27 protein-coding genes are annotated in these 26,492 nt (G+C 61.7%); 13 read left to right on the forward strand and 14 right to left on the reverse strand.

What is annotated here, in order from left to right; all coding sequences use genetic code 11:
* Window positions 1–65: 65 nt before the first annotated feature.
* Window positions 66–1,559, reverse strand: a complete 1,494-nt coding sequence (locus EFD55_RS06825) for an inorganic phosphate transporter (protein ID WP_125843854.1) — start codon at window positions 1,557–1,559, stop codon at window positions 66–68.
* Between the two features lie 78 nt (window positions 1,560–1,637).
* Window positions 1,638–2,153 (reverse strand): NUDIX hydrolase, encoded by a 516-nt coding sequence (locus EFD55_RS06830; RefSeq protein ID WP_125843855.1) that lies wholly within the window; start codon window positions 2,151–2,153, stop codon window positions 1,638–1,640.
* A gap of 233 nt (window positions 2,154–2,386) precedes the next feature.
* Between EFD55_RS06830 and EFD55_RS06835 the strand changes: the two genes are divergently transcribed.
* The gene (locus EFD55_RS06835) at window positions 2,387–3,298 is read left to right on the forward strand and encodes a LysR substrate-binding domain-containing protein (RefSeq protein ID WP_125843856.1); all 912 of its coding nucleotides are present in this window, start codon (window positions 2,387–2,389) and stop codon (window positions 3,296–3,298) included.
* 99 nt (window positions 3,299–3,397) lie between these two features.
* Window positions 3,398–4,555 carry an adenosylhomocysteinase gene (locus EFD55_RS06840; RefSeq protein WP_125843857.1) on the forward strand — a complete coding sequence of 386 codons (1,158 nt, stop codon included), beginning with the start codon at window positions 3,398–3,400 and terminating at the stop codon, window positions 4,553–4,555.
* Window positions 4,556–4,595: 40 nt separating this feature from the next.
* Here EFD55_RS06840 and EFD55_RS06845 read toward each other — a convergent pair whose 3' ends face one another.
* On the reverse strand, window positions 4,596–5,492 hold the full coding sequence (locus EFD55_RS06845) for a LysR family transcriptional regulator (protein WP_125843858.1): 897 nt from the start codon (window positions 5,490–5,492) through the stop codon (window positions 4,596–4,598).
* A gap of 146 nt (window positions 5,493–5,638) precedes the next feature.
* Here EFD55_RS06845 and EFD55_RS06850 point away from each other — a divergent pair, with 146 nt between their 5' ends.
* The 4 genes from EFD55_RS06850 (at window position 5,639) to EFD55_RS06870 (ending at window position 10,313) form a co-directional block, all read left to right on the forward strand.
* Window positions 5,639–7,078: an FAD-linked oxidase C-terminal domain-containing protein gene (locus EFD55_RS06850; RefSeq protein WP_125843859.1), complete on the forward strand. Its 1,440-nt coding sequence runs from the start codon at window positions 5,639–5,641 to the stop codon at window positions 7,076–7,078.
* Entirely contained in the window at window positions 7,075–8,274 is a 1,200-nt protein-coding gene (locus EFD55_RS06855; protein WP_125843860.1) for an FAD-binding protein, read from the forward strand. Before EFD55_RS06850 ends, EFD55_RS06855 begins: the two co-directional genes overlap by 4 nt.
* Window positions 8,275–8,519: 245 nt before the next feature.
* On the forward strand, window positions 8,520–9,836 hold the full coding sequence (glcF, locus tag EFD55_RS06865; RefSeq protein ID WP_125843861.1) for a glycolate oxidase subunit GlcF: 1,317 nt from the start codon (window positions 8,520–8,522) through the stop codon (window positions 9,834–9,836).
* Between the two features lie 36 nt (window positions 9,837–9,872).
* Window positions 9,873–10,313, forward strand: a complete 441-nt coding sequence (locus tag EFD55_RS06870; protein ID WP_125843862.1) for a hypothetical protein — start codon at window positions 9,873–9,875, stop codon at window positions 10,311–10,313.
* Between the two features lie 96 nt (window positions 10,314–10,409).
* Here the strand turns inward: EFD55_RS06870 and EFD55_RS06875 are convergent, their stop codons facing one another.
* The 3 genes from EFD55_RS06875 to EFD55_RS06885 all read right to left on the reverse strand — a co-directional run bounded on the left by EFD55_RS06875 (window position 10,410) and on the right by EFD55_RS06885 (window position 12,782).
* Window positions 10,410–11,084, reverse strand: coding sequence for an outer membrane protein (locus EFD55_RS06875; RefSeq protein ID WP_125843863.1), 675 nt, complete (start codon window positions 11,082–11,084; stop codon window positions 10,410–10,412).
* A 120-nt stretch (window positions 11,085–11,204) separates the two neighbouring features.
* A complete protein-coding gene (locus tag EFD55_RS06880) occupies window positions 11,205–11,897 on the reverse strand; it encodes a L,D-transpeptidase (protein WP_125843864.1) in 693 nt (230 codons plus the stop codon).
* Window positions 11,898–12,032: 135 nt separating this feature from the next.
* Window positions 12,033–12,782 (reverse strand): L,D-transpeptidase, encoded by a 750-nt coding sequence (locus tag EFD55_RS06885; RefSeq protein ID WP_125843865.1) that lies wholly within the window; start codon window positions 12,780–12,782, stop codon window positions 12,033–12,035.
* Window positions 12,783–13,030: 248 nt separating this feature from the next.
* On the opposite strand from EFD55_RS06885, the gene EFD55_RS06890 reads away from it, so the two are divergent.
* Together EFD55_RS06890 and EFD55_RS06895 are read left to right on the forward strand one after the other, a co-directional pair.
* On the forward strand, window positions 13,031–13,660 hold the full coding sequence (locus EFD55_RS06890; RefSeq protein WP_125843866.1) for a DNA-3-methyladenine glycosylase I: 630 nt from the start codon (window positions 13,031–13,033) through the stop codon (window positions 13,658–13,660).
* Window positions 13,657–14,157, forward strand: coding sequence for a hypothetical protein (locus EFD55_RS06895; RefSeq protein ID WP_125843867.1), 501 nt, complete (start codon window positions 13,657–13,659; stop codon window positions 14,155–14,157). Before EFD55_RS06890 ends, EFD55_RS06895 begins: the two co-directional genes overlap by 4 nt.
* A 16-nt stretch (window positions 14,158–14,173) precedes the next feature.
* Here EFD55_RS06895 and EFD55_RS06900 read toward each other — a convergent pair whose 3' ends face one another.
* A complete protein-coding gene (locus EFD55_RS06900) occupies window positions 14,174–14,878 on the reverse strand; it encodes an HAD family hydrolase (RefSeq protein WP_125843868.1) in 705 nt (234 codons plus the stop codon).
* Between the two features lie 332 nt (window positions 14,879–15,210).
* On the opposite strand from EFD55_RS06900, the gene EFD55_RS06905 reads away from it, so the two are divergent.
* Complete coding sequence (locus tag EFD55_RS06905) at window positions 15,211–16,260, forward strand: aldo/keto reductase (RefSeq protein WP_125843869.1); 1,050 nt, start codon at window positions 15,211–15,213, stop codon at window positions 16,258–16,260.
* An 82-nt stretch (window positions 16,261–16,342) separates the two neighbouring features.
* On the opposite strand, the gene copM is transcribed toward EFD55_RS06905, so the two are convergent.
* The 3 genes from copM to EFD55_RS06920 all read right to left on the reverse strand — a co-directional run bounded on the left by copM (window position 16,343) and on the right by EFD55_RS06920 (window position 17,962).
* Complete coding sequence (gene copM / locus EFD55_RS06910; RefSeq protein WP_125843870.1) at window positions 16,343–16,702, reverse strand: CopM family metallochaperone; 360 nt, start codon at window positions 16,700–16,702, stop codon at window positions 16,343–16,345.
* A 75-nt stretch (window positions 16,703–16,777) separates the two neighbouring features.
* On the reverse strand, window positions 16,778–17,143 hold the full coding sequence (locus EFD55_RS06915; protein WP_125843871.1) for a hypothetical protein: 366 nt from the start codon (window positions 17,141–17,143) through the stop codon (window positions 16,778–16,780).
* A gap of 57 nt (window positions 17,144–17,200) precedes the next feature.
* On the reverse strand, window positions 17,201–17,962 hold the full coding sequence (locus EFD55_RS06920) for a hypothetical protein (protein ID WP_183736674.1): 762 nt from the start codon (window positions 17,960–17,962) through the stop codon (window positions 17,201–17,203).
* Window positions 17,963–18,091: 129 nt separating this feature from the next.
* Between EFD55_RS06920 and hisS the strand changes: the two genes are divergently transcribed.
* From hisS to hisG, 3 genes are all read left to right on the forward strand, one after another.
* Entirely contained in the window at window positions 18,092–19,618 is a 1,527-nt protein-coding gene (gene hisS, locus EFD55_RS06925) for a histidine--tRNA ligase (protein ID WP_125843872.1), read from the forward strand.
* Between the two features lie 174 nt (window positions 19,619–19,792).
* Entirely contained in the window at window positions 19,793–20,914 is a 1,122-nt protein-coding gene (locus EFD55_RS06930; RefSeq protein ID WP_125843873.1) for an ATP phosphoribosyltransferase regulatory subunit, read from the forward strand.
* Window positions 20,911–21,606 carry an ATP phosphoribosyltransferase gene (hisG, locus tag EFD55_RS06935; RefSeq protein ID WP_125843874.1) on the forward strand — a complete coding sequence of 232 codons (696 nt, stop codon included), beginning with the start codon at window positions 20,911–20,913 and terminating at the stop codon, window positions 21,604–21,606. The genes EFD55_RS06930 and hisG overlap by 4 nt, the downstream gene beginning before the upstream one ends.
* 78 nt (window positions 21,607–21,684) lie before the next feature.
* Here hisG and EFD55_RS06940 read toward each other — a convergent pair whose 3' ends face one another.
* Window positions 21,685–22,122 (reverse strand): DoxX family protein, encoded by a 438-nt coding sequence (locus EFD55_RS06940; protein ID WP_125843875.1) that lies wholly within the window; start codon window positions 22,120–22,122, stop codon window positions 21,685–21,687.
* Between the two features lie 212 nt (window positions 22,123–22,334).
* On the opposite strand from EFD55_RS06940, the gene EFD55_RS06945 reads away from it, so the two are divergent.
* Entirely contained in the window at window positions 22,335–23,045 is a 711-nt protein-coding gene (locus EFD55_RS06945) for a glutathione binding-like protein (RefSeq protein ID WP_125843876.1), read from the forward strand.
* 66 nt (window positions 23,046–23,111) lie between these two features.
* Here EFD55_RS06945 and EFD55_RS06950 read toward each other — a convergent pair whose 3' ends face one another.
* From EFD55_RS06950 to groES, 3 genes are all read right to left on the reverse strand, one after another.
* Window positions 23,112–23,558, reverse strand: a complete 447-nt coding sequence (locus tag EFD55_RS06950; protein WP_125843877.1) for a hypothetical protein — start codon at window positions 23,556–23,558, stop codon at window positions 23,112–23,114.
* A 704-nt stretch (window positions 23,559–24,262) separates the two neighbouring features.
* A complete protein-coding gene (gene groL, locus EFD55_RS06955; RefSeq protein ID WP_125843878.1) occupies window positions 24,263–25,900 on the reverse strand; it encodes a chaperonin GroEL in 1,638 nt (545 codons plus the stop codon).
* A gap of 71 nt (window positions 25,901–25,971) precedes the next feature.
* Window positions 25,972–26,268: a co-chaperone GroES gene (gene groES / locus EFD55_RS06960; protein ID WP_004675403.1), complete on the reverse strand. Its 297-nt coding sequence runs from the start codon at window positions 26,266–26,268 to the stop codon at window positions 25,972–25,974.
* Window positions 26,269–26,492: the final 224 nt, after the last annotated feature.

Genomic DNA, 26,492 nt, shown 5'->3' on the forward strand with positions numbered 1-26,492 from the left:
CCGAGACATGCTAGAAAATAAAGACCTAAAGCGCGGCACGCTGATCTGAAAGATCGCGACGCGCGTTAGACGAAGAGCGCGAACATAACCCAATAAATCATTGCCGCAAGCGCTCCTGAAACCGGCACGGTGACGATCCAGGCGGCGACGATCGTCATGAAATGCGAGCGGCGCACGAGATAGCGCCGCCGCGTCTCGTGGATATTCGGATCTTCCGGCTCGTCGATATCGAAGCTCTCCGCCTTGCGCCTGATATACGCGATGCGACGCTTCGAATGGCGGGTGTACCATTCGCGGAAGAAGCCGACGCCGAAGACGGAGCCGACGGCGATATGGGTGGTGCTGACCGGCAGGCCGAACCAGGAGGCGACGATGACGGTGAAAGCGGTCGACAGCGCGACGCAATAGGCGCGCATCGGGTTGAGTTTGGTGATCTCCTCGCCGACGAGGCGGATGAGGCGGGGGCCGAAGAGCAGCAGGCCGACGGAGATGCCGAAGGCGCCGATCAGCATTACCCAGAGCGGCGGATGCCCGGCGCCGCCGGCGATGCCGACTGAATGCACGATTGCCGAAAGCGGCCCGACCGCGTTGGAAACGTCGTTTGCGCCATGCGCGAAGGAAAGCAGCGCCGCGGAACCGATCAGCGGCAGCCGGAACAGTACGCGCAGCGAGCTGTTGCGGTTTTCGAGATCGCGCGCCTGCCTGAGGATGAGCGGCCGGGCGGCGAGCCAGCTTACCAGGCCGATGCCGATCCCGATGAGGATGATCGTGAAAGAGGGAAACCGGCCGTGGGGCGTCAACTGCAGCACCATATAGGCCATGAAGCCGCCGGCCATCATCGCGACCAGCACCGGCACCCAGTGCCGCGCCGCTGCGATCTTGTCGTCACGATAGACGATGAGGGTCTTGACGAGATAGAGCAGGACGGCTGCGATCAGCCCGCCGATCAGCGGCGACGTGATCCAGCTCGCGGTGATTTCCAGCATCACTCGCCAGTTCACCGGTTCCGGCCCAACGGCGCCGATGCCGGCGCCGATCACCGCGCCGACGATCGCATGCGTGGTGGAAACCGGCGCGTTCATCCAGGTGGCGAGGTTGATCCAGAGGGCCGCCGCCGTCAGCGCCGCCATCATGATCCAGCCGACTGCGGCCTGCGGCACCTGGACGGTATTGACGATGTCGGAGGAAATCGTCTTGACCACCTCACCGCCGGCGATCGTGGCGCCAAGGATTTCGAAAATCGCAGCGATGACCAGTGCCTGGCCCATCGTCATGGCGCGCGCGCCGACGGCCGCGCCCACGTTGTTGGTCACATCATTGGCGCCGATATTCATAGCCATGTAGGCAGCAAGCGCTGCCGCCGCCACGACGAGCACGGCTCCCGGCCGATCGAACACATAGACGCCGGCAAACAGCATGGCCAGACCGAGAAAAATCAACCCGAGACCAGGCGCTACCAGTTGTCGCAAGACATGTTTGGCAGCGTCCTCGGTACGAGTGAGCTTCTCGAGATCTTTGTCGAGCGTGCGTTTCGTGAGGACTGCGGGACGTGGCGGCATTCTTTATCCCAGGGAATGGTTCTGCTTCTACGCTGCTTTTCTAGCAGTGCAAGATGGCAGGATTCATTTCGCCGAAATTTACTTTGCCGCCGGAATTTGCTTCACCGCTTTGACCGCAAGCCTGTCGGTCATCTTTTGCTTGAAGGCGAGGAGGAGGCGACGGAGTTCCGGTTCGTGCACGCGGCCCGCTGCTTCGTCAAACGAGACCCATTCGATGGTACGTTCGCCCTTTTCCTTGAAGTTCTTCGCCATGTCGGTGACTTCGAGCGCATAGACCTGCACCTTGCAGATCACCTGCACTCCGTCGCGCAGCATTTTCGGATAGGTGTAGGCGCCGAGCGTTTCCGTCTCGACCGTGCCGCGGACGCCGGCTTCTTCAAGGGCTTCCTGCGCGGCGACCTCGTGGGCGCACTTCCCGTTCATCGGCCAGCCCTTGGGAATGACCCATCGACCGGTGTCGCGGCTCGTCAGCAGGAGAACCTCGACGTCACCGCTCTTTTTCTTCACCCGGTAACAGATCGCACCATATTGCTGTCGCGGCGGACGCCGGAACATCAGTTGCACGTCGGAAGCCAGTCGGGCGAGAAGAGTCAATTGTCGGGTCACCTTTAGCAGTTGTTGTTAGGAATCACTTATATACGTGTATCATAGAAAGCTTACACAATCCAAAGCCGCAGACACTCCGAAACGCGATTTGATCGCTGTTTCATAGGAAAAATCGAGCTGGGGCAGGCTCATAAAATCGCCGCACCCTGTCCCGAATGCGTCACGTTGCACAGCTGTACAATATGGCGTGATGTTGCCTTTGGATCAATGGCAAGATCATAGTGATCCACTATGATTTTGTGAATGTGGTCATCATGCGCCTTCCACCGCTCAACGCCGTCCGCGCCTTCGAGGCCGTCTGCCGTCACGGCAGTATTCTGAAGGCCGCCGAAGAGCTGAGCGTGGTGCGCGGCGCCGTCCGCCAGCAGATTTCCACGCTGGAGAATCACTTCGGCTTCAAGCTCTTCACGCGTGGCGGCCGCAGGCTCGTCCCGACCTTGCAGGCCAGTGCTTTTGCCGAGGCTGCGAGTGCGGCTTTCGATATCCTCCAGCGTGCCGCTTCCGAGCTCGAAGGTGTTGCGCCGGGCCGCATCCGTCTCGGCGTGCCTTCCGCTTTCGCGGTCTGGTGGCTGATGCCGCGTGTCGCCAATATGCAGGCCAGTCTCGGCGACATAGCGGTCGATATCGTGCCGATGACCGTGGTCGAACCGTTGCAGATGCACCCGGAATTGGACGCTGTAATCATGGGTGGAGAATACCGGCCGGCCGCAGGGATTACCGCGCTGCGGTTCATGGAGGATGAGTTCGGCCCGGTCACGACACCAGCGCTTGCCAAGGCACTATCCCCGGACCCGGCGGCGATGGCTGCGCTGACGGTGCTCATCAGCCGCAGCGTGCCGAAGCTCTGGGACGAATGGTTCGCCGAAAGCGGTACGCCGCGGGTCGCCTTTTCCCGCCGGCAGGAATTCGAGGATCTGTTACTGGCGCTGGGGGCTGCCCGCTCCGGGCTTGGCATCGCTCTTGCCCCGCGTGCCTCGATCGAGGACGATCTCGAGCGCGGGCATCTGGTCGCGCCCTACGGTTTCATCTCCCGGCCGTCCGGTTACAGCCTCTGTTGTCGCACGCCGGATGCGAAACGGCCCGCCTTTGCCGCCTTGTCCGGCTGGCTGCTCCGTTCAGGGGCTTCAGTCTGAAAGGGCAGATTTTCTGTTCCTTCGCCAGAATTAGTTCCATATTCGTAGCTCTGCCGCTCCGCTAGAAACCTTACAAACGTAGGCAACGGGGAAGAGATGATGGAACAGACCGCAACCCGCATCGACTGGATCGGCCGCAGCTGCCGGCTGCTCAAGGCCATAGGGGCAGAATTCGAGGGCACGCGCCCTTTCGAGGGCCTGTCGATCGGTACCGGCATCCATCTGGAACCGAAGACGGTGGCGCTCTTGATGACGCTTCGCGCCGGCGGGGCGCGCCTCGTCTGCACCGGCAACCTCAACAGCACCCAGCCTGCAACGGTCGAGTTCCTGCGCGCGCAGGGCATCACGGTCTTTGCGACGCAAACGACCGATCCCGCCGCTCATCATCAGAGCCTTGAAGCGGTTATCGCAGAAAAACCGGATCTGCTGCTCGACAATGGCGGCGATCTCTTCGCCATCGCGGCGGATAAACCCTATGCCAATCTCCTTGGCGGCACCGAGGAGACGACCTCGGGCCGAACGCGCCTGCTGCCGCTGCGCGAGCGGCTGAACATGCCGATCCTCGTCATCAACGACAGCCCGATCAAACAATTCGCAGAAAACAGGCATGCCGTCGGCCAGAGCCTGTTCGAAAGCTATCTGCGTTTCACCAATCGCTCCACCAACGGCAAACGCGTGACGGTCTTCGGCTACGGCGCCTGCGGCAAGGGCACGGCCGCCTGTTTCCGCAATGCCTTTTCGTCAGTCAACGTCGTCGATATCGATCCGGTGACGACGCTCGAAGCCCATCTCGATGGTTTCGTCACGCCGCTGCGCGACGAGGCGATCCGCTCTGCCGATATCCTCGTCACCGTTACCGGTTTTGCCGGCATCGTGACGGCCGCCGACTTGCCGCTCGTCAAGGACGGGGCGATCCTGATGAACGGCGGCCATTTCCCGCACGAGATCGATGTCGAGGCTTTTCGCCGCCACCCCGATGTCGTCAGCATCGATCGCTACGAGGCCGATCATATCGAGACCTTCCATCTGAGCGACGGTCGCTCATTCCATGTGCTCGGCGGCGGCCACATGGCCAATCTCGCCGGCCCGCGGCCGCTCGGCAATACCGTCGAATCGATGGATCTCGGCTTCACCCTTCAGGCCCGCTGCCTGGAGCGTGTCGCCAAAGGCGAGGCCGGCGTCGAATCCTGCATCGGGCCTGTACCGCACGATATCGATCAGATGGTGGCCAACGCCTACCTCGATCTGGCGCGTTAATTCTCCGGGCGGATTGGGATCAGTCGATCGCGATGACGCGCTACTGCTCCCAGTAGGGAACGGGGCCGTAAAGCTCTGCCAGAAAATCGATGAACAGCCGCACCTTGGCCGGAAGGAACTGCCGGCTGGGATAGACGGCCGAGAGCGCGACATTGTGCGAGCCCTCATAGGCCGGCAGCACCTGCACCAGCCGGCCGGCCTTGAGCTCTTCGCCGATATCCCAGGTGGAGCGCAACGCGATTCCGAGGCCGGCGATGACAGCCTCGCGGATCACTTCACTGGAATTGGTGATCAGCATGCCCTCCGGCCTGAGGCTGAGCATTCCATCCGGTCCATTCAGCCGCCAGGTGTCGTTATTGTGCGCCGGCAGGCATCGATGGTGTTTCAGGTCGTCGATATGCCCGGGCTCGCCATGCGCGGCAAGATAATCCGGCGAGGCGCAGAGCAGCCGGCGCACCGGCGCCAGCCGGCGGGCGACGAGGCTCGAATCGGTCAGCTCGGCGATGCGGATCGCCAGATCGAAGCCGCCTCCGACGATGTCTGAGAATTCGTCCGTCAGCACCAGGTTGATCGCAAGCCCCGGATGCGCCTCCATGAACGCCTTCAGATGCGGCGCGATATGCATGCGCCCGAAGGAGGTCGGCGCCGAGATCTTCAGCGTGCCGTGCATCTGCGCCGAGCGGCCGGAAATATAGAATTCCGCCTCCTCCAAACCGGCAAGAATGCCGAGAACGCGGTCATAGAAACCCTGTCCGGCTTCCGTCAGCGAGATCTGCCGTGTCGTGCGCTGCAGAAGCCGGGTGCCGAGCCGATCCTCCAGCCGCTTGATCCGCTTGGAAACGACGGCCGGGGAAAAGCCGAGCGCGCGCCCTGCCAGCGACATGCTTCCTGTTGCGACGACCTTGGCGAAGATTTCGAGATCACCCAGATTGGTCATGAGGTTTGCGACTTTTTCCCCTTTAGGCATAAGTGCTTAGCATTTGCGCCGCTTTCGGGAAAGTGCTAAGCCGGTTGGCCGCGGCAGGGAGGTTTGCGGGCCAGTTCCCGCTGTCATTTTCCGTCGTCAGGGCCAGGGAGAACGCCATGTCCGACGCCATTTCGTTTCTCGCCCCGCGCGCCGATGTCCTGGTGCGCCGAGCCCAGATCGTGGCCGATCTGACCGACCTCCTGCCGCCGGAATGCCTGGTGCATGAGGCGCGCGAATTGGTGCCGTTCGAGACCGATGCCTTCGTTTCCTATCGTCGCCTGCCGCTTGCCGTCGCTCTTCCACGCACGACAGCAGAGGTTTCGGCGATCATGCGTTATTGCCATCGCTACGGCATCCCCGTCGTGCCGCGCGGCGCCGGCACCTCGCTCTCCGGCGGCGCCATTCCGCAGGAGGATGCCGTCGTGCTCGGCCTGTCGAAGATGAACAGTGTCCTCGAGATCGACCTGCCGAACCGCGTCGCCGTGGTTCAGGCCGGTGTCACCAATCTCAACATTTCCGAGTCCGTTTCCGCAGACGGCTTTTTCTATGCGCCCGATCCGAGTTCTCAGCTCGCCTGCACTATCGGCGGCAATATCGGCATGAATTCCGGCGGCGCCCACTGTCTGAAATACGGCGTCACCACAAACAACCTGCTCGGCGTCAAAATGGTGCTGGTCGACGGCACGGTGATTGAACTCGGCGGCAAGGCGCTGGATGCGGCAGGTTATGACCTGCTCGGCCTAGTCTGTGGCCACGAAGGCCAGCTCGGCATTGTCACCGAGGCAACGGTGCGGCTGATCGCCAAGCCGGAAGGCGCGCGCCCCGTGCTCTTCGGTTTCGAAGCTTCAGAGGAGGCTGGCGCCTGCGTTGCCGATGTCATCGCCGCCGGCATCATTCCCGTTGCGATCGAATTCATGGACAAGCCGGCGATCGAGATCTGCGAGGCCTTCGCCCATGCCGGCTATCCCCTCGATGTCGGCGCGCTGCTGATCGTCGAGGTCGAGGGTTCGGAAGCGGAAATGGACGCCACGCTGAAGGACATTGTCGAGATCGCCCGCCGGCACGGCGTCAAGACCGTGCGCGAATGCCAGTCGGCGACCGAGGCGGCGCTGATCTGGAAGGGCCGCAAATCCGCTTTCGGCGCCACCGGCCGCATCGCCGATTATATCTGCATGGACGGCACCGTGCCGCTCAGCCAGCTTTCCCATGTGCTGAAGCGGACGGCCGAGATCATCGACCATTACGGCCTGCGCGTCGCCAACGTCTTCCACGCCGGCGACGGCAATATGCACCCATTGATCCTCTTCAACGCCAACGATCCGGAGGATGCCGCCCGCGCCGAGGCGGCGGGCAACGATATCCTGAAGCTCTGCGTCGATGCCGGCGGCTGCCTCACCGGCGAACATGGCGTCGGCATCGAGAAACGCGACCTGATGCGGCACCAATATTCCGAGGCTGATCTTGCCCAGCAGATGGCGGTGCGCGCCGCCTTCGATCCCGGCTGGATCCTCAATCCGTCCAAGGTCTTCCCGCTCGAAGGGCGTCCCGCCGTATGATCGATCTGATGCCGACTAGCGAGGAACAGGCAGCGGCGATCGTCCTCGCACATGCGGCGACGAACCGGTCGCTCGCGGTCTGTGGCGGCGATACGCGGTCGGGTTTCGGCAATGCCGTTTCCGCCGAAGACCGGCTGCGATCGACCAGGCTTTCCGGCATTGTCGCCTACAATCCCGGCGAGATGGTCATGACAGCCCGCTCGGGTACGCCGCTTGCCGAGGTCGAGGCGGCGCTGTCCGAAGGTGGCCAGATGCTCGCCTTCGAGCCGATGGACCATCGCCCGGTTATGGGCAGATCGGGCGAGCCGACAATCGGCGGCGTCTTCGCCGCCAATGTTTCCGGCCCGCGCCGCCTCATTGCGGGCGCTGCTCGCGACAGCCTCCTCGGTGTACGCTTCATCAACGGCAAGGGGGAAGTCATCAAGGCCGGTGGCCGGGTGATGAAGAATGTCACAGGTCTCGATCTCGTCAAGCTGATCGCCGGCTCGTATGGCACACTGGGTTTCCTCACCGAAGTCACCTTCCGCGTGCCGCCGCGCCCGAAGACGGAGTGCACCGTGGTTCTGTCGGGCCTCAACGACGCTGAAGCGGCAAACGCCATGGCGGTGGCGATGGCACTGCCGGTGGAGGTCTCGGGTGCCGCTCATCTGCCGCTGACGGTGACGTGGAAATTCCTCGCCGGCAAATTGCCCGAGGGCGAGGCGACGGTTCTGCGCATCGAGGGCTTGGTCGGCTCGGTCGACGTGCGCGTCGAAAAGCTTGCGGCGGCAATGTCCGCCTTCGCTAAGGTCACGCGGCTGGAACAGCCGGAAAGCCGTAGGCTATGGCAGGAAATCCGCGACGTGCTGCCTTATGCCGACGGCACGACGCGGCCGGTCTGGCGCGTCTCGGTCGCTCCCGGTACCGGCCATCAGCTGGTCGCGGCCCTTCGCCTCGAAGCCGGCGTCGACGCCTTCTACGACTGGCAGGGCGGCCTCGTCTGGATGCGGATGGAGGCCGGCCCCGAAGCGGAACTGGTCCGTCGCTTCATCAAGGCGCTCGGCGGCGGCCATGCGACGCTGATCCGTGCATCGGCTGAGGCGAGGGCGGTCACGTCAGCCTTCCATCGGGAGCCTGAGGCGGTGGCGATGCTGTCGCGTCGGGTGAAGGAGAAATTCGACCCGGCCGGCATATTCAATCCGGGGAAGATGGGGTGAGGGAGAAGATGAAGCTGCGCGCGGATTACCCCCCTCTGTCCTGCCGGACATCTCCCCCACAAGGGGGGAGATCGGATGGAAGAGATGGCTTCCCCAAACAACTCGGACAGTGCAACTCCGACGCGGCAGCGAGGGAGCAATGGTCCACCCTCTTGCCAATCTCCCCCCTTGTGGGGGAGATGTCCGGCAGGACAGAGGGGGGTGCCCCAAGCACCACCTCCACTATCCCTGGGGGATCCCGCTAGATGCAAACCAACTTCACTCCGACCCAGCTCCTCGATCCTGATGTCGCCGAATCCGAGCAGATCCTGCGCAAGTGCGTCCACTGCGGTTTCTGCACTGCCACCTGTCCGACCTATGTGACGCTCGGCAACGAGCTCGACAGCCCGCGCGGCCGCATCTATCTCATCAAGGACATGCTGGAAAACGGCCGTGCCGCCGATGCCGAAGTCGTCACCCATATCGACCGCTGTCTCTCCTGCCTTGCCTGCGTCACCACCTGTCCCTCCGGCGTCGACTACATGCATCTGGTCGACCACGCCCGCGCCCATATCGAAAAGACCTACAAGCGGCCCTTCATGAACCGGCTGACGCGCGCCATTCTGGCCGCCGTTCTGCCCTATCCCGGCCGTTTCCGGCTGGCGCTCAATCTCGCTCGTCTCGGTCGGCCCGTCGCAGGCCTGATACGGGGCTCCGCTTTGAAACCTTTCGCCGCCATGCTGGCGCTGGCGCCGCGGCGCATCCCCGCTGCTTCGGCCTTCGCAAAACCCGGCAGCTATCCGCCTGAGGCGGAGCGGCGCGGCCGGGTCGCCATCTTGACGGGCTGCGCCCAACCGGTGCTCGATCCCGGGATCAACGAGGCCGCGATCCGGCTGCTGACGCGGCTCAGGGTCGAGGTCGTTGTGCCGGAAGGCGAGGTCTGCTGCGGCTCGCTGGTCCATCACATGGGCCGAGCCGAGCAGGCGCTTGCCAGCGCGCGCGCCAATGTCGATATCTGGACGCGCGAGATGGAAGGAGAGGGCCTCGACGCGATCATCATCACTGCCTCGGGCTGCGGCACGACGATCAAGGATTACGGCCATATGCTGCGCCTCGATCCCGCCTATGCCGCCAAGGCCGCGAGAGTCTCGGCGCTCGCCAAGGACGTCACCGAATATCTCGCAACGCTCGACTTGCCGGCGCACATGCCGAAGGGCATCACGGTCGCCTATCATTCCGCCTGTTCCATGCAGCATGGACAGCGTATCACGCTGGCGCCGAAGCAGTTGCTGAAGGCGGCGGGTTTTACGGTGCGCGATCCCGCCGAAGGCCATCTCTGCTGCGGCTCCGCCGGCACTTACAACATCATGCAGCCGGAGATCTCGGCGGCGCTGAAGGCGCGCAAGGTCAAGAACATCGAGGCCACCAAGGCCGATGTCATCGCCACCGGCAATATCGGCTGCATCACACAGATCGCCACCGCCGCCGGCATTCCGATCCTGCACACGGTCGAGCTTCTCGATTGGGCCTATGGCGGCGCTGTGCCGGAAAAATTAACAGGTTTGCCGTTAGTCTCAACTTAGCGAAGGCCCGCCGGGCCGGTCTCGGGAGTTTAGGCGATGTGGCGTGGGATGATAGTGCTTGCGGGACTGCTCGGCGCGGCAGGCACGGCTCATGCGGATAGCCATTATTTCTGTTCCGCCGATGACAAGGAAGCACGGTTCACGCTCGAAAGCGGTTTCGAAAGCAATGGCGGCCATCGGCTCAACCATTTCCGCGGCGCGCTGGCCGTCAAGGATGAGAGCCAATCGGCGATCTTCGGAAAACGTGTTTTCGAATCGCGGCATCTGACCAATCACTGGTCGCGCGACGGCGAGCTGCTTCTGGAGGTCTTCGATCCCGGCGGTGACGATACCGGTGGCGTAACGCTGGATCTGGTGGTGGTTGCCGGTGAGCGCGGTAAGGCTGCGGCAAATTTCAGCGGCACCTATTCCCTGACGATCGAAGGAGGCAGCAAACCCTACGCCGTCGAGGGCAAGGTCAGCTGCGGCACGAAATAGCGCCACGACAAGCGGACAATCCCGAAATCGGAATCCGAAAACAACAAAGCGCCGCGCGTCCCATCGGATGCGCGGCGCTCTATTTCTATTATTCTATTACCAGTGGAACGATACGCCGACGTTGACGGCATTCGTGAAGATGTTGGTCTTCAGGTCCATACCGCTGTCGATCGGAACGTCGATGCGCGAATAGGTGCCCTTGTATTCAACGAAGGTTGACCAGCGGTCGGTGACCTTGAAATCGACGCCGGCCTGGGCCTGCAGCGTCACGCCGCCGAATTCATAAGCCCAGGTCTTGCCCTCGGGACGAATCACTTCGACATGCGGAATGTTCACGCCGATACCGGCGCCGAGATAGGGCGTCCAGCGACGGGTCGGATCCTGGAAGCGATAGAGACCGTTGACGGTGAGCAGGTTCAGGCCGTCGGTGAATTCGAAATGCGACCAACCGGTCTTTTCGAGCGTGTCGTCGTCGGCATAGACCTTGTCATGGGTGTAATCGAGCGAGATACCCCAGTTCGGCTTGTTGAAATTCTCGAGCCACCAGGTGACGCGACCGCCGTAATAAGGCGGGCTGCCGAAGGACTTGCCTTCCCAGCCGGCGGTGAAATGCGTGCCGTCCGAGAGATCGACGCCGCTGTGTGGGGCGGTCTGGTAACCGCCGTAAATGGAGAACTGCAGATCTTCCGCCGATGCTGAAGCTGCCGAACAGATCGTGAAAAACGCGATGCCCGCAAGCAGGGAAGCGGAGGAGCGAAGCGCATAGGCCATTGAATACCCCGTATTTCAATTATGTCGACTCTGAGGCAGGTGTGCCAGCTTTCGGCCGTAATGTCTAAGGCTAATAAAAGGCGCGATAAAATACGCCTTAATTTTTTTCTCAGGTGTTGCTCAGCCGCCAAAGAGCGTGCGCAGCACGTCGATGCCTTTGTCTTCGAAGGCAACCTTGCCCTGCTTGTTGCCGGGGCCGATGACGATCACCTTGGTGCCGACAGGCGCGCGGTCGTAAAGATGCGTCACGTCAGCGTTCATCATGCGGATGCAGCCGGAAGACATGTTGAGGCCGATCGTCCAGGGTTGGTTGGTGCCGTGGATGCGGAAGATGGTGTCGCGGCCGCCTTGGTAGAGATACATGGCGCGGGCGCCAAGCGGGTTATCCTCGCCGCCTTCCTGGAAAGCGGGAATGATGTGTCCCTTGGCGGCTTCGCGTCGGCGCATCTCGGACGGCGGCGTCCAGTCCGGCCATTCGGCCTTGCGGCCAATCTTGACGACACCCGACCAGCCGAAGCCGTCGCGGCCGACGCCGATGCCGTAGCGGGTGGCGCGGTTGTTGCCTTCGACGAGGTAGAGATACTTGTTGTTGGTATCGATGATGACGGTGCCGGCCACTTCCGTCGTAACCAGGCGCACTTTCTTGCGCTTGAACTCCGGCTTCACATATTTCGGCATCTGCGCCACACGGACGATCTGCGCCGGGCGCTGTGCGTTGTCAGGAGTGGAGCCGGCGGGTGCGGCAAAGGCGGACGCAGACATCAAGGACAGGACAAGTCCGGCCGCAGCCAGACCTGGCATCAATTTGATCATGGTCGATTCCCCTCAAGCAAAATCCGCTCGAAGCTACATGAACTTCTGCCCGATTCAAGATCGGTGCTGACGGATACAGCATTTTTGGGGGAAGGAGCCGCCTGTTCTTGCGGCTCCCAAAATACAGCGCCGTCGTTACATGACGATGACGCGAGTCCCGACGCTGACGCGGTCGTAGAGATCGACGACATCTTCGTTGCGCAGGCGGATGCAGCCGGAGGAGACTGCGCTGCCGATCGACCAGGGCGCGTTGGTGCCGTGAATACGGTAGAGCGTCGAGCCGAGATACATGGCGCGCGCGCCGAGCGGGTTTTCCGGGCCGCCGTCCATGCGTGCCGGCAGGTAGTGGCCCTTGGCGGCTTCACGGCTGACCATTTCGGACGGCGGTGTCCAGTCCGGCCATTCCGTCTTGCGGGTAATCTTGTGGGCGCCTGCCCACTCGAAGCCCGGCTTGCCGACACCGACGCCGTAGCGCCGCGCCTTGCCGCCTTCCATCACCAGATAGAGGAAGCGGTTGTTGGTATCGATGACGATAGTGCCGGGCTTTTCCTGGGTGTCGTAATCGACGATCTGAGGCAGGAACTGCGGTTCGATCGGATGGCGGATCGACGGGATGCCGGGATTGATCGCCGAAACGGTCTGCGGCGCAACCTGCGGCGCCTGGCGGATGATGCGGCGCTGGAAAAGGCCACGCTGCTGCGTCTGGACGACCGGACGCTGGTAGACGACGGGACGAACCGTGCCGCCGCCGAGCTGGTTGATCCATGGCGCGGTCAGATCGGGGCTGAGCACGACGGGTGGACGGGTGGCGTAGCGATCGTCCGCCATGGCCGTCGTGGAGAAGATGCCGACGAGGGCAGCGGCAAGAACAAGGTGTTTCATCATCGGACGAACTCTCTACAAATGACCGAAAATGTGCTGGCGGAGCATGTCCGCCCCGGGCGGAGATGTTCCGCCCGCAAAGACGCTGCCACCCTATCCGCCAGCGAATGGTAAAGATCGAATCATGAAAAGCCGATCGGTCGAATAAACTTTTCGTCAGGGTTACCGTTCGGTTTGGAAAGACGGTTTGCAAATGGTAAAGCCGGAATCACGACCGGAGAACGAAGCGAACGCCGGGGAATGAAGCGGACATGAGCGCGACGGGCATTATCATCGGCGAGGACGGCAGGAGCCGCTGCCACTGGCACGCCAATCTGCCGGATTATCTCCGCTATCACGATGAGGAATGGGGCCGCCCCGTCATCGACGACATCCGCCTCTTCGAGAAGATCTGCCTCGAGGGCTTCCAGTCGGGCCTCTCCTGGCTGACCATCCTGCGCAAGCGTGAGAACTTCCGCGCCGCCTTCGCCGGCTTCGACTTCGAGAAGGTCGCCCTCTTCGGCGAGGAAGATGTCGCCCGCTGCCTTGCCGATGCCGGCATCATTCGCCATCGCGGCAAGATCGTTTCCACGATCAACAACGCCAAGCGCGCCATCGCGCTCCGGGACGAATTCGGCTCGCTCGCCCATTACTTCTGGCGCTACGAGCCCGGCCACAACGAAAGGCCGGCGATCGTCGACCGCGATCATATCGTCGCCAATCCGACGACCCCGACATCCGTGGTCATTTCGAAAGATCTGAAGAAGCGCGGCTGGACCTTTGTCGGTCCGACTACAGTTTATGCCTTCATGCAGGCGATGGGCCTCGTCAACGATCATCTGGCGGGCTGCTATTGCCGGCCCGAGGTCGAGGCGATGCGCGCCGCCCTGGTTCGTCCATGAAAGATCACTCCGTGAGAACGTTGATTACAGCCGCTGCCCTGCTCCTCCTGACGGCCTCCGCCATGGCGCAGGCGCCGCAGCTCAATCCCGGCGAGAAGCTGGAGAAGTTGCAGTTCCCGGCCGTCACCATGCAGCTGAAGGGCTGGACGAAGTTCGGCAACAGCCACGTCTATACGCTGCCGGTGCACGCTGGACAGCACATGAAGATCAGCTTTGCCACGAAGAGCAAGTTCGCCTTCCTGGCGATCTTCGACCTATCGAAACCGGATGACGAAGCCTTCTTCGGCACGGACGAGGACGGCACGAGCTTCGAGACGACGGTCAAGGAAAATACGACCTGGCTGCTGCGCCCCTATTATTCCAAGGTCTCGCCGCGCCGCGGCCTCGGCGCTCCCTTCAGCATCCTGATCGAGCCGTTGGCCGCCCCGCAGCAGCCGCAAAAGCCGGCCGAGCTGGAGCGGCCGTCGCTCTTTCCGAAGGCGCCCGCCAAGCAGTGAGGCAGGGGCATCTCGCTCAGGCGAGCCGGTCGATCAGGTCGCGCAATTCGCCGAGATGGCCGATCTTGCGGAAACGCGGCGCTTCCGTCGGCTCGTCGACATGCTCCAGCACCCAGGTCAGTTCATGCGGCACGAAGACGCCGTAGCTGCCGGCCGCGATCGCCGGCACGATGTCCGATTTCAGCGAATTGCCGACCATCATCGCTCGCTCCGGCCCATCGCCGACCCTGGCGAAGATGCGGCGATAGGTGACGGCTGTCTTGTCGGAGACGATCTCGACGGCATCGAAGAAGTCGCCGAGCCCGGATTGGGCGAGCTTGCGCTCCTGATCGAAGAGATCGCCCTTGGTGATCATGACAAGCAGGTATTTGCCGGCAAGCGCCTCCAGCGTGTCGCGCACATGCGGCATGGTTTCGACCGGGTGGCTGAGAAGATCGCGGCCGGTATCCAGGATCTTGGCGATCACGCTCGCTGGAACCTTGCCCTCGGTGATCTCGATCGCGGTCTCGACCATCGACAGCGTGAAACCCTTGATGCCGAAGCCGTAATGGCGAAGGTTGCGCTTTTCGGCTTCCAGCAGCCGTTCGGAAATCTTCGGCCCTTCGGCGAAATCGGCAAGGAGCCTGGTGAAATGCTCTTCAGTCAGTCGGTAATATTGTTCGTTCTGCCAGAGTGTGTCGTCGGCATCGAAGCCGATGGTGGTCAGTGGTCGCGTCGCCATATGCGCACCTCTTGAAATAAGGCCGGCAATCTATCGGTCGCCTGTGTCGAGACAAGGGCATCTGCCTTTACAGCGCCGCGCATCCTTCAGATGCGCAAAGGACGCTGTAACACTTTGAATTGCTGCATAATTTTATCCTTAAAATCGATTTTCGATTTAAGGAATTATGCAGTAGCGCGACGTTGAAAAGCGCCAATGCCGCACTACATGAAAATCGCCTCACTTTGCAGCCAGCCACGGCTGTGCCCGTCATGCGCAGGCCAATAATCAAAAGATGAAGTTCTTGAGTTCGCAAGCCCCTCTTGCGGCAGACACAAAGGAATTTTTCGACCATGCGTTACAATCAACTCGGAAATACGGGACTTTTCGTCTCGGAAATCTGCCTCGGCACGATGACCTTCGGTGAAGCCACACAAGGCAACCTCTGGGGCGCCATCGCCGACGTCGACCAGAATGCCGCCGACCGGATCGTCGAGCGTTCGCTCAGCGCAGGCGTCAATTTCATCGACACGGCCGACGTCTACTCCGTCGGCGAGTCCGAAAGGCTGCTCGGCCAGGCGCTGAAGAACCTCGATGTGCCCCGCAAGGACGTTGTCATCGCCACCAAGGTCTATGGTGTGATGGGCGACAAGCCGAACGACCGCGGCGCCTCGCGCGGCCACATCATGGATTCCGTCGAGGCAAGCCTGAAGCGCCTGCAGACCGATCACATCGACCTCTACCAGATCCACGCGACCGATACGGTGACGCCGATCGAGGAGACGTTGCGCGCCTTCGACGATCTCGTTTCCCGTGGTCTCGTGCGCTATATCGGCGTTTCCAACTGGCAGGCCTGGCGCATTTCCAAGGCGCTCGGCCTGTCCGAGCGCCGCGGCTTTGCCCGCTTCGAGAGCGTGCAGGCCTATTATTCCATCGCCGGCCGCGATCTCGAGCGCGACATCGTGCCGATGATGCAGGAGGAAAAGCTTGGCCTGATGGTCTGGTCGCCGCTTGCCGGCGGCCTGCTGTCCGGCAAATACGGTCCGGGCGCGCCTGGCAACGGCGAGGGCCGCCGCGCCAGTTTCGATTTCCCGCCCGTCGACAAGGACAAGGCCTGGGCCTGCGTCGCCGTCATGCGTGAGATCGCCGGCAAGCACGGCGTCAGCGTCGCCACCGTGGCGCTCGCCTATATCCTCGCCAAGCCTTTCGTCACGTCAGTCATCATCGGTGCCAAACGTGTCGACCAGCTCGACCAGAACTTGGCCGCCGTCAAGCTGAAGCTCGATGCTGACGATATGACGAGGCTCGACGAGGTGAGCGCGCTTGCTCCCGAATATCCGGGCTGGATGCTGGCGCGGCAGGGCGCCGGTCGCCGCCCGGCCGATTTCGAGCCGAAGGACTGACGCCAACGCCAGGAAAAGGGCGGCCTGGCAGCTGTTGCGGAACGCCGGATATCTCCGGCGTTCCTCTTTCAAGAACGATCGACTACTTGCCGTGGGCCTTGAGCCAGGCGTTCATCTCCGCGATTTCTGCTTCCTGGGCCTTGATGACGGCTTCGGCGAGCTCGCGGATTTTGGGATCCTTTCCGAATTGAAGTTCGACTTTTGCCATGTCGATGGCCCCCTGATGATGGGGGATCATCCCGCGGACGAAATCCGTGTCGGCATCGCCACTATATTTGATCATCATATCCTTATGCATCTTGTCGTTCGCCTCACTGAAAGCGTGGCTGGAGGCTTCGTGGTTGCCCATCGGCTTGCTCATGTCCATGGACATGTCTTCCGCAAGGACGGGGGTGGCAACGATGGCGAGCATCGTGGATAAGGCAATGATTTTCAAAGACATGAGAGTTCCTTCCTCTGTCTGACAATGGATTTTGAGGGCAGCCGGAGCCGCCCGTTCTGCACGGAGAATGCGGTGTCAGGACAATCGGGGAGGGGGCGCCTGCGGAGCGGGCTTATTGTCATCAAGGGCGCGCGCAAGCGCCGGCGCGGGATAGCCGAAAATAGACTTTCCGTCGGCCATGACCGCCACCGTCGGCGGCAGCAGAAGACAGGCGGCGCAAAGCGGCATATGGGCCGAGCCACCGGCGGCGCAGGGGTCTTTCAAGGGATTGGACTTGCCCGCCGGTCCGGGCATTTTCATGCCCGTTATCTCATGGTGCATGCCGCCGCTTTCGGCCACGGGCATATTCATCGACGCGCATGTCGGGCAGCCCGCCCACGCGGACATGGCGCTGTAGACCAGCCAGCCGAAAACCATCGTGATGAGAGCGAGAGCGCGCATACCGCCTTATAGGCGAATGCCTGATACAAGCCAAGCCGACCGGTGGTCACATCCCGGTCACCAGGCGGCAATGACCTTGTGCTCTATCCGGTAATCCTTGCTTTCCTCGCCAAGTGGCGCAACCGGCCATGTCCAGGCCGCATTTACAGGTGGGGGTGAAACGCCGTGCAGCAGGTCGGCCTCCTCATGCGTTTTGCCGTTGCGGTCGATAACGGCGTAGGCAATGTCGGTCACCAGGCAGCTGGAGCAGGAAAGTCCGGAAAGTCCGGCCAAATGCGCCGCGATCAGTCTTTCCACGGTGTCTTTAGGCACTCGTCCGGCCTCGGCCTCGTGCCGCCGTTTCACGCCGCGAGCGATCTGCGATAGCAGATTGGCCGAAACCACGAAATCGAGATAGGGAACGTTGCGCAGGAAACCGAGCGGTTCAGATTCGCGGCCCGCGGCAAGATCGTCATAGCCCGAGAGATCGCGCTCGATCAGCCTGACATTACGATAGCTCTTGACCGCAAGCCACAGGCGCACCGATGCGAGATGAACGAGATCGACCAGAACGACGGTGTCAAAATCTTTCGCCAATTCCTCGATCGGCACATCCCGCAACAGGCCGGAACCGAGCACCACGGCTGTCCGCTTCTGCCTGAGACCGGCTGATGCCGCCCGGATCGCATTCCGGCTCATCTCCTCATGTTCGGCCCAATCCCGGGCGCAGCGCCCGGCTCGCGACCAGAGATTGACCGAGTAGTGGATGAATTTTCGATGGGCTTTGCCTGTCAGCGGAAATGTCGCGGCATAAAGAAGAGCCTCGGTGATCATGAGCATATCCACATTTCTGATGGATGCCTTTCGTTCAATCGATTCTGCCTGCGGCCTCAAGACCCTTCGCCCTTGCCGCTCCCCGCCCAATCCGCTAGGAAACCGCCACTGTCCCAGTCAGTGGAATCCCCGGAAATGAACGACAAGCAGAAGAAACCGCAAAAGCTCAAGGCCCGCCTGCCGCGCGGCTTCGTCGATCGGACGGCCGCCGATATCCGCGCCGTCAACGAGATGACGGCAAAGATCCGGGAAGTCTATGAGCATTATGGTTTCGACCCTGTGGAAACGCCGCTGTTCGAATATACCGATGCGCTCGGCAAGTTCCTGCCCGACAGCGACCGGCCGAACGAGGGCGTCTTCTCGCTGCAGGACGACGACGAGCAATGGATGTCGCTACGTTACGACCTGACGGCGCCGCTCGCCCGTCATGTCGCCGAGAATTTCAACGAGATCCAGCTGCCCTACCGCACCTATCGCGCCGGTTACGTCTTCCGCAACGAGAAGCCGGGTCCGGGCCGCTTCCGCCAGTTCATGCAGTTCGATGCCGATACGGTCGGAGCGCCCGGCGTTCAGGCTGATGCCGAAATGTGCATGATGATGGCCGATACGCTGGAAGCCCTCGGCATCAAGCGCGGCGATTACGTCATCCGCGTCAACAACCGCAAGGTTCTGGATGGCGTGCTGGAGGCGATCGGTCTCGGCGGCGACGACAAGGCCGGCCAGCGGCTCAACGTGCTGCGCGCTATCGACAAGCTCGACAAGTTCGGCCCGGAAGGAGTGTCGCTGCTGCTCGGTCCCGGCCGCAAGGACGAATCCGGTGACTTCACCAAAGGCGCGGGTCTCAATCAGGAGCAGATCGACAAGGTGCTCTTCTTCGTCGGCATCAAGGACTATGCCGAAAGTGCTGCGCGCCTCGCCGAGCTCGTTGCCGGAACCTCCAGGGGTGGTGAAGGCGTCGAGGAGCTGAATTTCATCGGCGCGCTCGTCACGAGCGCCGGCTACGGCTCCGACCGCATCAAGATCGACCCCTCGGTCGTGCGTGGCCTCGAATATTACACCGGCCCGGTCTACGAGGCCGAACTTACCTTCGACGTCACCAACGAAAAGGGCGAGAAGGTCGTTTTCGGTTCGGTCGGCGGCGGCGGGCGTTATGACGGCCTCGTCTCCCGCTTCATGGGCCAGCCGGTTCCGGCCACCGGTTTTTCGATCGGCGTCTCCCGCCTGATGACGGCGCTGAAGAACCTCGGCAAGCTTGGCGCGAGCGAGGTCATCGAGCCGGTGCTGGTGACCGTCATGGACGGCGATGTCGAGGCGATGGGCCGATATCAGCGCATGACGCAGGAACTGCGTGCCGCCGGCATCCGCGCCGAGATGTTCCAGGGCAACTGGAAGAAGTTCGGCAACCAGCTGAAATACGCCGACCGCCGCGGCTGCCCCGTCGCCATCATTCAGGGCGGCGACGAGCGCGCCGGCGGCGTCGTGCAAATCAAGGATCTCATCGAAGGCAAGCGGCTCTCGGGCGAAATCGAGGACAATGCCAGTTGGCGCGAGGCGCGCGTGGCGCAGGAGACCATGCCGGAAGCCGACCTCGTCGCCAAGGTCAGGGAAATCCTGGCCGCGCAGGCGGAGGATCGGAAGAGGGCGGCGGCGAATGGCCAGTAAACCCCTCCCCAACCCCGCCCCACAAGGGGGAGGGGCTTCACGTGGCGCCGCTGTGCCCAACTCAACCTTCGCTTCACCCAGCGCGCGCTTAATCTGTTTCGGCGATCGCCGCGTGTTAGTCCCTCCCCCTTGTGGGGAGGGGTTGGGGAGGGGACTTTTCCCAGGAGCGACACCATGCCCCTGATCAACCTCCCCGACTTCGCCAACGACCTGCTTGCCGAATTTACCGCCCGCAAAGCCGAGCGCATCGACACGCCTGTCATTCAGCCGGCTGAACCCTTCCTCGACATTGCCGGCGAGGATCTGCGCCGCCGCATCTTCATGACGGAGAGCGAAACCGGCGCCAGCCTCTGCCTGCGTCCCGAATTCACCATCCCCGTCTGTCTGCGCCACATCGAAACGGCGACCGGCACGCCGAAACGCTATGCCTATCTGGGCGAGGTTTTCCGCCAACGCCGCGATGGCGCCAACGAATTCTACCAGGCCGGCATCGAGGATCTGGGTGATATCAACATCGCGAGCGCCGATGCCCGCGCCATCGGCGATGCCACCGGCATTCTCGCCCGCCTGTTGCCGGGCCGGCGCCTGTCGGTGACGCTGGGCGATCAGGCAGTGTTCGAAGCGGTCGTGCAGGCGCTCGGCCTGCCGCTCGGCTGGCAGAAGCGTCTGATCCACGCTTTCGGCAACATGACGCAGTTGGAGGCGCTGCTTGCGAGCCTCGTCAGCCCGCAATTCGTGACCGGACTCGACGACGACATTGCACGGCTTGTTGCCTCCGGCGACGAACAGGCGCTGGTCGCCCATATCGAGCAGGAAATGCAGAAGACCGGCTATTCGACGAACGCCGGCCGCTCGCCGCTCGAGATCGCCCGGAGGCTCAAGGAAAAGCTCATCCTTTCCGAAACGCGCCTCGACGACGCGGCCTTCCATGTGCTGGAAGAGTTCCTGTCGCTCGACGTGCCACTCGTCAACGCTTCCGCTGCACTGGCCGGCTTCGCCGATGCTGCCGGTCTGAAACTCGGCAACGCGCTCTCCCGCTTCGACGGCCGCGTCGCCGCCCTCGCAAACACCGGCGTTGATCTATCCGGCCTCAGCTACCGCGCCGCCTTCGGGCGACCGCTCGATTATTACACCGGCCTCGTCTTCGAGGTGACGGTGGAGGGCTCGGCCGCGGTTCTCGCCGGCGGTGGCCGCTTCGACCGGCTGCTGACCTTCCTCAGTGCGACGGACCGCATTCCGGCCGTCGGCTTCTCCTTCTGGCTCGACCGCATCGAAACCGAAAGGGCAGCCGCATGACCATCACCATCGCGCTTCCCTCCAAGGGCCGGATGAAAGACGACGCGTCGGCGATCTTCGAGCGCGCCGGCATGCCGATAACGGCTGTTGGTAACGACCGCTCCTATCGCGGCCGCGTCGAAGGCTGGGACGATGTGGAAGTCGCCTTCCTCTCGGCCTCCGAAATCTCCCGCGAACTCGGCAACGGCACCGTCGATTTCGGCGTCACCGGCGAGGATCTGATGCGGGAAGGTTTTGCCGAGGTGGACAAGCGCGTCGAGTTTTGCGCCCGCCTCGGTTTCGGCCATGCCGATGTCGTCGTCGCCGTGCCTGAGATCTGGCTTGACGTCGAGACCATGGCCGATCTTGGCGATGTCGCCGCCGATTTCCGCGCCCGTCACTCCAGGCGCCTTGCCATCGCCACCAAATACTGGCGGCTGACCCAGCAGTTCTTTTCGAGCCAGCACGGCATCCAGCTCTATCGTATCGTCGAAAGCCTGGGCGCGACCGAAGGTGCTCCCGCATCCGGCTCGGCCGATATCATCGTCGATATCACCTCGACCGGCTCGACATTGCGCGCAAACCACCTGAAGGTGCTCCAGGACGGCGTCATCCTGCATTCGCAGGCCTGCCTCGTGCGCGCCCGCAAGGAGAGCCATGCCGGCGAGCCCGCTGTGCAGGCAATCATCGAGGCCGTGCGCGCCGCCCTTTGATATCATTCGAAAAGGCATGAAAAAACCCGCCGTCGGATGACGGCGGGTTTTCTTATGCTGGGAGGGTGTTGGCTTGTATCAGGCAGCCGCGTAGGCGCCGCGGCGGGCGTCGAGCGAGTAAGCGCCTGCGCCATTGGTGGCGAGCATGATATAGGCGCCGGCAAGCGTGATGTTCTTCAGGAAGTTGACGAAGTTCAGGCCGTTGATCCAGCCGTTAGCAGCTGCCGGGAAGTCCGGAACATTGACCGGTGCAAGGTGGAAGACAACGCCGGTGAAGACACAGAAGACAGCGAGAAGCCAGCCGACGATGCGCACCTGGAAGCCGACGAGCACGGCAATGCCGGTTGCCAGTTCAAAGAGGCCGGCGAGATAGGTGAGCGCCGTGGAAGCCGGCAGGCCGGCGCCGGCGATCATGCCGGCGGTGGAAGCCGGATCGGTAACCTTGCCGAAGCCGGCGAAGATGAACATGAAGGAAAGAAGGATGCGGGCAATCAGGATGATGACGTTGTTCGACATGGACTTTGTCTCCGTTTGAATGGCTCTGGAGATCGTGGTGCCCCCGGCACCCTGTGGACCTCGGATGCCTCTATGTCGCTCTTTTCTCTCGTTGTGGAAAGATAAACGGAAGCGGACAGTTTGTTCAATAATATGGAACGATGTACTCGCCACCTGCGCTTGCCTTTGCCGAGCCCTGTCTTTTATGGTCGGCTGATAACATGGAGAATCCGATGGCAGATCTTTCCGCATTTCCGATTTCGACGCGCTGGCCGGCGAAAAACCCTGACATTATCCAGCTCTATTCCCTGCAGACGCCGAACGGGGTGAAGGTTTCCGTCGCCCTCGAAGAGCTCGGCTTGGCTTATGAGCCGCATTATGTTTCCTTCGCCGCCAACGAGCAGAAGTCGCCGGAATTCGAATCTCTCAATCCGAACGGCCGTATTCCGGCGATCATCGACCCGAACGGGCCGGATGGGAAGCCGATAGGCCTTTTCGAATCCGGTGCCATCCTGCTCTATCTCGCGGAAAAGACCGGCAAGCTCATCCCTGCCGACGCCGCAGGCCGCTATGAAACCATCCAGTGGGTGTTTTTTCAGATGGCGGGGATCGGCCCGATGCTCGGCCAATTCGGCCATTTCTATAAATTCGCCGCCGACAAGGTCGCCAACAATTCCTATCCGGTGGAACGCTATCGCGACGAATCCAAGCGCCTGCTCGGCGTGCTCGAAGACCGGCTGAGAGGGCGTCAGTGGATCATGGGCGATCTCTACACGATCGCCGACATCACCACCTTCACCTGGGTGCGCGGCGCCGACATCTTCTATGGCGGCCGCGAGGTTCTCGAATATGCGAAATTCCCCGCCGTTTCGGATTGGCTGGCGCGCTGCATCGCCCGTCCGGCAAGCGCCAGGGGCCTCAACATTCCGGTCAAGCCGGAGTAACGAACGGATCCGCTCGGAAAACGCAAAGGCCGCCCTCGGGCGGCCTCTCCTGTGCGTCGCTGGTTTCTATCGCCGGCTTGTGATCTGGCTTGCGCCTTCGAGCTTGAAGCGCGGAAAGACGAAGACGCCGGACATGCTGCCGCTGTATTTTTGCTCGAGCCCGTTCGACTCGCCCATGCAGAAGAGCGGCTGGCGGAAGCCGTTCGGCATGATGATCGTCGTCGAAAAACAGAAGGAGGAGCAGAGCGTCGCCGCCTGCTCGAACAGCTCGAGCACGTGGCTGCGATCCTTGGTGTCATAGGAGCGGATCAGGCTCAGCAGCCCGCATTCCGGTGCCGAGAGGCCGTGCAGCATCGCGCTCCATTCGCCGAGGCGGATCAAGCCGCTCGAAAAATCTCCGGTCCAGGCTTCGGAAACGGAAAACTGCGCCAGCATCTCACGATTCTGATTGTTGTCGTTCAGCGAGCCGGGCATCAAGGGTACGGCTGCGTTGGCTTTGGCGATCTTAAACAAGGCGTTCCCCAATTCCGATGCGACTCCTCCGCCGCACGCCAGGTAAACACAAAACAGGATCATGCAGCTGCGGACATTATGCCCGCGCATCCGACAATTGTTGCTGCGGCTGTCAGGCTTTCGGAACCCGACGTCGAAGCTGAATGTTGACGTATCACCTTCCGCGTACCGGCTTTGTCTGGTGACGAAATTGGTCGCCGGCGCGTTTGAATTGCAGCGCGGATTTATAGGGGCTTTTTGACAAACGGCAACGGCTTTTTAAGGGGCGTTCGGGCCAGCATCATTCCTCTGGATGTCGGTATGCTCCGGCTACCTCACGAAAATAGAGGCCGAAAAACCGTCTTTTTGTGCTTCGAAAACGTTTCCACACCCTGCAACGATAGAAATTTCGCTCCTATGCTAGGGTCTCCCGCCTATTTCCGCAGATCAAAGAATGCGCAGCGACGCAAGCTTCGCGAAAGCTTCCCGGACGGAAACCGGCGCCGATTGCGAAAAATTGTGCGCAACAGATCGAATCGTTTTGGGCAAAAGAAAAGGGCGACCCGAGGGCCGCCCTTCCTAATTCCGGAGACCGGAAAGGATATCAGTGAAGGCTTTCGCCTATCACATCATGTCCATACCGCCAGTTCAGCGCGCTTGACGCGCTGAACCATCTTAGATGATGGGCGGTTTCATGGACGATGTTGTGAAAGGCCGTTGGCCTATCACATCATGTCCATACCGCCCATGCCGCCCATGCCGCCCGGCATAGCCGGAGCGTCCTTCTTCGGCAGCTCGGCGATCATGGCTTCGGTGGTGATCAGCAGCGATGCAACGGAAGCGGCATCCTGCAGGGCGGTGCGAACGACCTTGACCGGGTCGATGATGCCCATGCCGATCATGTCGCCATATTCGCCGGTCTGGGCATTGTAGCCCCAGTTGTCCTGATCCTTGTCGAGGATCTTGCCGATGACGATCGAAGCTTCGTCGCCAGCGTTTTCAGCGATCTGGCGAGCCGGAGCCTGCAGAGCGCGACGAACGATGTTGATGCCGGCTTCCTGGTCGTCGTTGACACCCTTGGAGGTGATCTTGACGGAAGAACGCAGCAGGGCAACGCCGCCGCCCGGTACGATGCCTTCCTGAACGGCAGCGCGAGTCGCGTTGAGAGCGTCGTCGATGCGGTCCTTCTTTTCCTTCACTTCGACTTCCGTCGAGCCGCCGACGCGGATGACGGCAACGCCGCCGGCAAGCTTGGCAAGACGTTCCTGCAGCTTTTCGCGGTCGTAGTCGGAGGTGGTTTCTTCGATCTGGGCCTTGATCTGGGCAACACGGCCTTCGATGTCAGACTTGGCGCCCGAACCGTCGACGATCGTGGTGTTTTCCTTGGAGATCGAAACCTTCTTCGCACGGCCGAGCATGTCGAGCGTGACGGATTCGAGCTTGATGCCGAGGTCTTCCGAGATAACGGTACCGCCGGTCAGGATCGCGATGTCTTCGAGCATGGCCTTGCGGCGGTCGCCGAAGCCAGGAGCCTTGACGGCGGCGATCTTCAGGCCGCCGCGCAGCTTGTTGACGACGAGCGTTGCAAGAGCTTCGCCTTCGACGTCTTCAGCGATGATGAGGAGCGGCTTGCCGGTCTGGACGACGGCTTCGAGAACCGGCAGCATCGACTGCAGGTTCGACAGCTTCTTCTCGTGGAGGAGAATGAAGACGTCTTCGAGGTCGGCGATCATCTTTTCCGGGTTGGTGACGAAGTAGGGGCTGAGGTAGCCGCGGTCGAACTGCATACCTTCGACGACTTCGAGTTCGGTTTCGGCGGTCTTGGCTTCTTCAACCGTGATGACGCCTTCGTTGCCGACCTTTTGCATGGCTTCGGCAATGTCGAGACCGACCTGACGTTCGCCGTTTGCGGAGATCGTGCCGACCTGGGCGACTTCTTCCGAGGTGTTGATCTTCTTGGCCTTGGCCTGGAGATCCTTGACGACTTCGGCAACGGCAAGATCGATGCCGCGCTTCAGGTCCATCGGGTTCATGCCGGCGGCAACTGCCTTGGCGCCTTCGCGAACGATCGCCTGGGCAAGAACGGTTGCAGTCGTGGTGCCGTCACCGGCGATGTCGTTGGTCTTCGAAGCAACTTCGCGGACCATCTGGGCGCCCATGTTTTCGAACTTGTCTTCGAGTTCGATTTCCTTGGCGACCGAAACGCCGTCCTTGGTGATGCGCGGAGCGCCGAAGGACTTGTCGATGATGACGTTACGGCCCTTCGGGCCGAGCGTTACCTTGACTGCGTCGGCGAGAATGTCGACGCCGCGCAGCATCTTTTCGCGCGCGGTGCGGCCAAACTTGATTTCTTTAGCTGCCATGTTTGTGACTCCTGAATTCGATTTGTTCGGGCAAAAGCCCGTTAGTCATTTCGGGAAAGCGGATCGGCTGATCAGCCGATGATGCCCATGATGTCGGCTTCCTTCATGATCAGAAGGTCTTCGCCGTTGATCTTGACTTCGGTGCCGGACCACTTGCCGAACAGGACGCGGTCGCCAGCCTTGACGTCGAGTGCGACGACCTTGCCGGACTCGTCACGAGCGCCGGAGCCGACGGCGACGATTTCGCCTTCCTGGGGCTTTTCCTTGGCGGTATCGGGAATGATGATGCCGCCTTTGGTCTTCTCTTCGGACTCGACGCGACGAACGACGACGCGGTCGTGAAGCGGACGGAAATTGGTGCTTGCCATTGTCTAATCCCTCGATCGAATGACATTCGCGGACCGGAGTGGCCCACATGGATAAATGTTAGCACTCCCTTGCGGTGAGTGCTAGCGCCGAGCATTTAGGGATGGCTCCGAAAGGAGTCAATGAGAGCAATCACGAATTTTTGTGCCCGAATTGTGAAGAGGCCGGAGAATTCTCGGAGATTCCGACCGAAATCCCCACGCGGGCGACCCTTGACCGTCCGGGC

This window comes from Rhizobium pisi (assembly GCF_003938655.1).
GTDB classification, from domain to species: domain Bacteria; phylum Pseudomonadota; class Alphaproteobacteria; order Rhizobiales; family Rhizobiaceae; genus Rhizobium; species Rhizobium pisi.

What these genes read in the sequence shown, in the direction of transcription:
- hisS (WP_125843872.1), top strand. Translation starts at nt 18,092, where the DNA reads ATGAACGACAAGCAGAAGAAACCGCAAAAGCTCAAGGCCCGCCTGCCG.
- EFD55_RS06890 (WP_125843866.1), top strand. Translation starts at nt 13,031, where the DNA reads ATGAGCGCGACGGGCATTATCATCGGCGAGGACGGCAGGAGCCGCTGC.
- EFD55_RS06855 (WP_125843860.1), top strand. Translation starts at nt 7,075, where the DNA reads ATGATCGATCTGATGCCGACTAGCGAGGAACAGGCAGCGGCGATCGTC.
- EFD55_RS06870 (WP_125843862.1), top strand. Translation starts at nt 9,873, where the DNA reads ATGTGGCGTGGGATGATAGTGCTTGCGGGACTGCTCGGCGCGGCAGGC.
- EFD55_RS06840 (WP_125843857.1), top strand. Translation starts at nt 3,398, where the DNA reads ATGGAACAGACCGCAACCCGCATCGACTGGATCGGCCGCAGCTGCCGG.
- copM (WP_125843870.1), bottom strand. Translation starts at nt 16,702, where the DNA reads ATGTCTTTGAAAATCATTGCCTTATCCACGATGCTCGCCATCGTTGCC.
- EFD55_RS06920 (WP_183736674.1), bottom strand. Translation starts at nt 17,962, where the DNA reads ATGCTCATGATCACCGAGGCTCTTCTTTATGCCGCGACATTTCCGCTG.
- EFD55_RS06940 (WP_125843875.1), bottom strand. Translation starts at nt 22,122, where the DNA reads ATGTCGAACAACGTCATCATCCTGATTGCCCGCATCCTTCTTTCCTTC.
- groES (WP_004675403.1), bottom strand. Translation starts at nt 26,268, where the DNA reads ATGGCAAGCACCAATTTCCGTCCGCTTCACGACCGCGTCGTCGTTCGT.
- EFD55_RS06845 (WP_125843858.1), bottom strand. Translation starts at nt 5,492, where the DNA reads ATGACCAATCTGGGTGATCTCGAAATCTTCGCCAAGGTCGTCGCAACA.
- EFD55_RS06915 (WP_125843871.1), bottom strand. Translation starts at nt 17,143, where the DNA reads ATGCGCGCTCTCGCTCTCATCACGATGGTTTTCGGCTGGCTGGTCTAC.
- EFD55_RS06930 (WP_125843873.1), top strand. Translation starts at nt 19,793, where the DNA reads ATGCCCCTGATCAACCTCCCCGACTTCGCCAACGACCTGCTTGCCGAA.
- groL (WP_125843878.1), bottom strand. Translation starts at nt 25,900, where the DNA reads ATGGCAGCTAAAGAAATCAAGTTTGGCCGCACCGCGCGCGAAAAGATG.
- EFD55_RS06905 (WP_125843869.1), top strand. Translation starts at nt 15,211, where the DNA reads ATGCGTTACAATCAACTCGGAAATACGGGACTTTTCGTCTCGGAAATC.
- EFD55_RS06825 (WP_125843854.1), bottom strand. Translation starts at nt 1,559, where the DNA reads ATGCCGCCACGTCCCGCAGTCCTCACGAAACGCACGCTCGACAAAGAT.
- EFD55_RS06945 (WP_125843876.1), top strand. Translation starts at nt 22,335, where the DNA reads ATGGCAGATCTTTCCGCATTTCCGATTTCGACGCGCTGGCCGGCGAAA.
- EFD55_RS06850 (WP_125843859.1), top strand. Translation starts at nt 5,639, where the DNA reads ATGTCCGACGCCATTTCGTTTCTCGCCCCGCGCGCCGATGTCCTGGTG.
- hisG (WP_125843874.1), top strand. Translation starts at nt 20,911, where the DNA reads ATGACCATCACCATCGCGCTTCCCTCCAAGGGCCGGATGAAAGACGAC.
- glcF (WP_125843861.1), top strand. Translation starts at nt 8,520, where the DNA reads ATGCAAACCAACTTCACTCCGACCCAGCTCCTCGATCCTGATGTCGCC.
- EFD55_RS06900 (WP_125843868.1), bottom strand. Translation starts at nt 14,878, where the DNA reads ATGGCGACGCGACCACTGACCACCATCGGCTTCGATGCCGACGACACA.
- EFD55_RS06895 (WP_125843867.1), top strand. Translation starts at nt 13,657, where the DNA reads ATGAAAGATCACTCCGTGAGAACGTTGATTACAGCCGCTGCCCTGCTC.
- EFD55_RS06885 (WP_125843865.1), bottom strand. Translation starts at nt 12,782, where the DNA reads ATGATGAAACACCTTGTTCTTGCCGCTGCCCTCGTCGGCATCTTCTCC.
- EFD55_RS06880 (WP_125843864.1), bottom strand. Translation starts at nt 11,897, where the DNA reads ATGATCAAATTGATGCCAGGTCTGGCTGCGGCCGGACTTGTCCTGTCC.
- EFD55_RS06875 (WP_125843863.1), bottom strand. Translation starts at nt 11,084, where the DNA reads ATGGCCTATGCGCTTCGCTCCTCCGCTTCCCTGCTTGCGGGCATCGCG.